The sequence below is a fragment of the Plectonema radiosum NIES-515 genome (assembly GCF_025753815.1).
Taxonomy (GTDB): Bacteria; Cyanobacteriota; Cyanobacteriia; order Cyanobacteriales; family Nostocaceae; genus Hassallia; species Hassallia radiosum_A.
The window spans coordinates 1-3,704 of the sequence record NZ_JAOWRF010000126.1; the positions used below are offsets into that span (position 1 = coordinate 1).

At 42.1% G+C, this 3,704-nt stretch carries 3 protein-coding genes; all 3 read right to left on the bottom strand.

Annotated elements, in window-relative coordinates; all coding sequences use genetic code 11:
• Nucleotides 1-76: 76 nt before the first annotated feature.
• Entirely contained in the window at nt 77-283 is a 207-nt protein-coding gene (locus OGM63_RS08260; RefSeq protein ID WP_263745034.1) for a hypothetical protein, read from the bottom strand.
• A gap of 210 nt (nt 284-493) precedes the next feature.
• Nucleotides 494-1,096 carry a superoxide dismutase [Fe] gene (gene sodB, locus OGM63_RS08265; RefSeq protein WP_263745035.1) on the bottom strand — a complete coding sequence of 201 codons (603 nt, stop codon included), beginning with the start codon at nt 1,094-1,096 and terminating at the stop codon, nt 494-496.
• 906 nt (nt 1,097-2,002) lie between these two features.
• Nucleotides 2,003-3,607: a bifunctional pantoate--beta-alanine ligase/(d)CMP kinase gene (locus OGM63_RS08270; protein WP_263745036.1), complete on the bottom strand. Its 1,605-nt coding sequence runs from the start codon at nt 3,605-3,607 to the stop codon at nt 2,003-2,005.
• Between the last annotated feature and the right edge of the window lie 97 nt (nt 3,608-3,704).

Here is a 3,704-nt window from a genome sequence, read left to right on the forward strand (position 1 = left end):
CACTCCCAACTCACCACTCCCAACTCCCCACTCCCCACTCCCAACTCCCCACTCCCCACTCCCAACTCCCAACTCCTCAAAATACCTCATTTTCAATACCGCACCACCATTCCCCCAAATTCATCAAATCTTGGTGTATGTCTGCTAATTCATTAGCGTAGTCATTTTCTGAAAGCATCGCTTGACGTTCTTGGAGTTTTTTCAGTCGTAGTTGCACCAACAGCCAAGGTTTAGTGATGCTATTCGTGGCTTCGATGTATTGCGCTAATTCTTTGCTATTCATAAATTTTGTTTTTTATTGTACTACCTTTTAAAATACAAGTTACATAGCAATCCGTTTAGAAATCGCTGAAAAACAAGATCCCCGACTTATCGCTCTAAGTCGGGGATCTGAGCCGTAAAAACAGCCACAAAAGCAAATCGTGACTGTTTGTAAACTAGATAAATTAAGTAATGATTTCCGCGTTACAGTGCCGAGAAAAAAAGCAGATAATTAGGCTTTGGCTAAATTTTCTGCAACAAAATCCCAGTTTACCAACTTATCTAAAAAGTTTTTGATAAAGCCAGGACGAGCATTGCGGAAATCAATGTAGTAAGCATGTTCCCAAACGTCTAAAGTTAGAAGTGCCTTCTGACCATGCGCTAGAGGGTTCTCTGCATTCGGTGTTTTCGTCACCTTCAGCGTACCATTATCATCAATCAACCAAGCCCATCCGCTGCCAAATTGTGTTGCAGCAGCGTTAGAAAATTCTTCTTTGAATTTATCAAAGCTACCAAAATCTTTGTTGATTTTAGCAGCCAAATCACCGCTTGGTGTACCACCGCCTGCTGGCTTCAAAGAATTCCAAAAGAAAGTATGATTCCAAACTTGAGCCGCGTTGTTGAAAACTCCTGTTAAAGAGGGGTCTTTAAAAGAAATTTTGATCACTTCTTCTAAGGACTTATCAGCGAGGTCTTTACCTTCAACAAGCTTGTTAAGGTTGTCTACATAAGTTTTATGATGCTTGCCATAGTGATACTCAAAAGTCTCAGCTTTCATGCCGTACGGCTCTAAAGCATTAAAATCGAAGGGTAGGGGGGCTTGTGTAAATGCCATTTTTTGAAATCCTCTCTTTGACCGTTTTCCAGTTTAAAGCTAGTGTTACAGCTTTGGAAACTATAAATTTTGTGTTGAGCAGTTGAAAGTGCTAAACACTGAAAAGTAAAACTTAACATCGTTATTTTACTACCAAAGGCAGGATTCAGACAAAGTGGTTTTGCGACAATTGAGATCAAATCTACCTAAATGAATACACAATAAGTAAGAGACAACGCCGTTTATCTGGCGAGAGATATATTTTCTAATCAAGTAATTTTCATAAAAGAATGAGTATTTATTGTTAATAAAACCAGTCACAATTAATAGACTAGATTCGAGCAATAATTTCTTGTTTTATATGATGGGAGCGCAAATCACACATTTAGTAGAGACGTTCCTTCCATTTAGTAGAGACATTCCTTCCATTTAGTAGAGACGTTCCTTCCATTTAGTAGAGACATTCCTTCCATTTAGTAGAGACGTGACGGTGGAACCAATACGGTACGGTTAACGTATGTAGAGACGTTGCACATGCTTCGTCTCTACAAGGGTTTTGGGTTCACAAATATTCTTAACCGAACCGTATTGACGGTGGAACGTCTCTACTAAATACAATTATTTTTATGAAAACGGTTTAGGAATCATATACAACAGATTGCGTTGTTATTAAATACACGTAGAGACGTTCCAGCGGAACGTCTGAGGGCGGGTTTTGGATTTTACGCATGTACCTCAATAGGAGTGAAATCTGCTGTAATACTATTTTTTCTAAGTTTATATAATGGTGAGTGAGCATGTACTCACCATTATATTTAACTAATAACTAACAACAAATAGCTATTACCTTAAAGCGCGACAAAGAGCCTGAGTGAATTTTTTAGGACATGTCCCGGCTTAAGTGAGTAGTGCAACAATTTGTGTTAATTACAATTGAGATAACCTTTGCTGATAGAAGTCAACAATTTTTGCCGTGACTTCTGAAATTGACAGACCATCGGTTTGCATTTCAATTGCGTCTGCTGCTTTCTGCAAGGGGGAAACTTTGCGGGTGCTATCTTTCCAGTCGCGTTCAGCGATGTCTTTTTCCAGTTGCTCTAAACTGACTTCGGATTGACCTTGTTTTTTAAAGTCTTGCTGACGACGACGTGCGCGTTCGCTAACAGAAGCGGTTAAGAAGATTTTGACTTCAGCATCGGGAAAAACGTGAGTACCGATATCCCGTCCTTCAGCAACCAAACCACCTTTTTTACCCCAATTTTGCTGTTGTTTAACTAGTGCTTCACGTACAGCGCTCTGTGCGGCGATGGCGGATACTTTTGATGTTACTCTTGGCGTGCGAATTACCTGAGTAACATCAGTATGATTAATCCAGACTCGTACAGGAGATTGTAAATTTTCGCCTTGAGTCAGTTCAATGACACAATTGTTAGCTAATTCAGCGATCGCACACTCATCATCCAAAGCAATTTCTTCTTGCAACACTAGCCAGGTGAAAGCTCGGTACATTGCGCCAGTATCTAAATATACTAGACCCAAGTTCGCTGCCACTTGACGAGCTACCGTTGATTTACCAGCACCAGCCGGTCCATCAATGGCGATGACGGGAGAGCGATCGCGCAGGATGGTATTGTCAATCAAACGTGTAGAACCAAGACGAGCTGCGATCGCAACCATTCCTTCCTCCTTAACTTCCTCTAAAGACATCAACGTAGTCGGTTCAACCAATTCAATATATTCCACTAAAACAGTAGTGACCATTGCTAGTTCTTGCTCCACCACCGCTATAAGAGTGCTGGTGTTACGAATGCCCGCTTTAAATGCCGCTTCAGCTTGCCGCAAGCCGCGATATAATACCGCTGCCTGTTGTTTTTCCGTTGCAGTCAAATATTGATTGCGGGAACTCAAGGCAAGACCCGATGCTTCCCGCACCGTTGGACAAGCAACAATTTCTGTCGGCAAATTCAAATCAGCTACCAGCTTTCTAATAATTGCCAGTTGCTGACCATCCTTTTGACCGAAATAGGCTCGATCGGGCTGTACCAAGGTAAAAAGCTTGGTAACAATCGTAGCCACACCCTGAAAGTGACCTAGCCGAGAACCACCACACAAGCGTGATATCATAGCAGATGGAGGGATAACTTGTGTAACAATTGAATCTTGTATACTCTTCTGGGGAACTCCTAATTCCTCCGGAGAAGGCGCAAAAATCGCATCCACACCAGCTTGTTCACAAAATTGTCCATCTGCCTCTAAAGTACGAGGATAGCGCTGATAATCCTCATTTGGACCAAATTGCAGGGGATTGACGAATATACTGACGATTACCGTGGCGTTTTCTCGCCGTGCCCGCGAAATTAAGCTTAAATGACCTTGATGCAAAGCTCCCATCGTCGGAACCAGACCAACTGCTGTTTGATACCAGCAGGTTGCCTCATTTGATAGCGGTTCCGACCACTGGCAAAGCTGATTTTCCGAACGACGTTTAGCTAAATAACAGCGTAAAGCTGCAATTGTTGTCAGCAGGCGCACAAAATACCCCTAGTTCTTCTTGAGCCTCTCCCCCGTTAGTTTATATCTGAATTCGGGGGAAAAACTAGTGAACTAGGGGAAATAGGGGAGTGGGGAG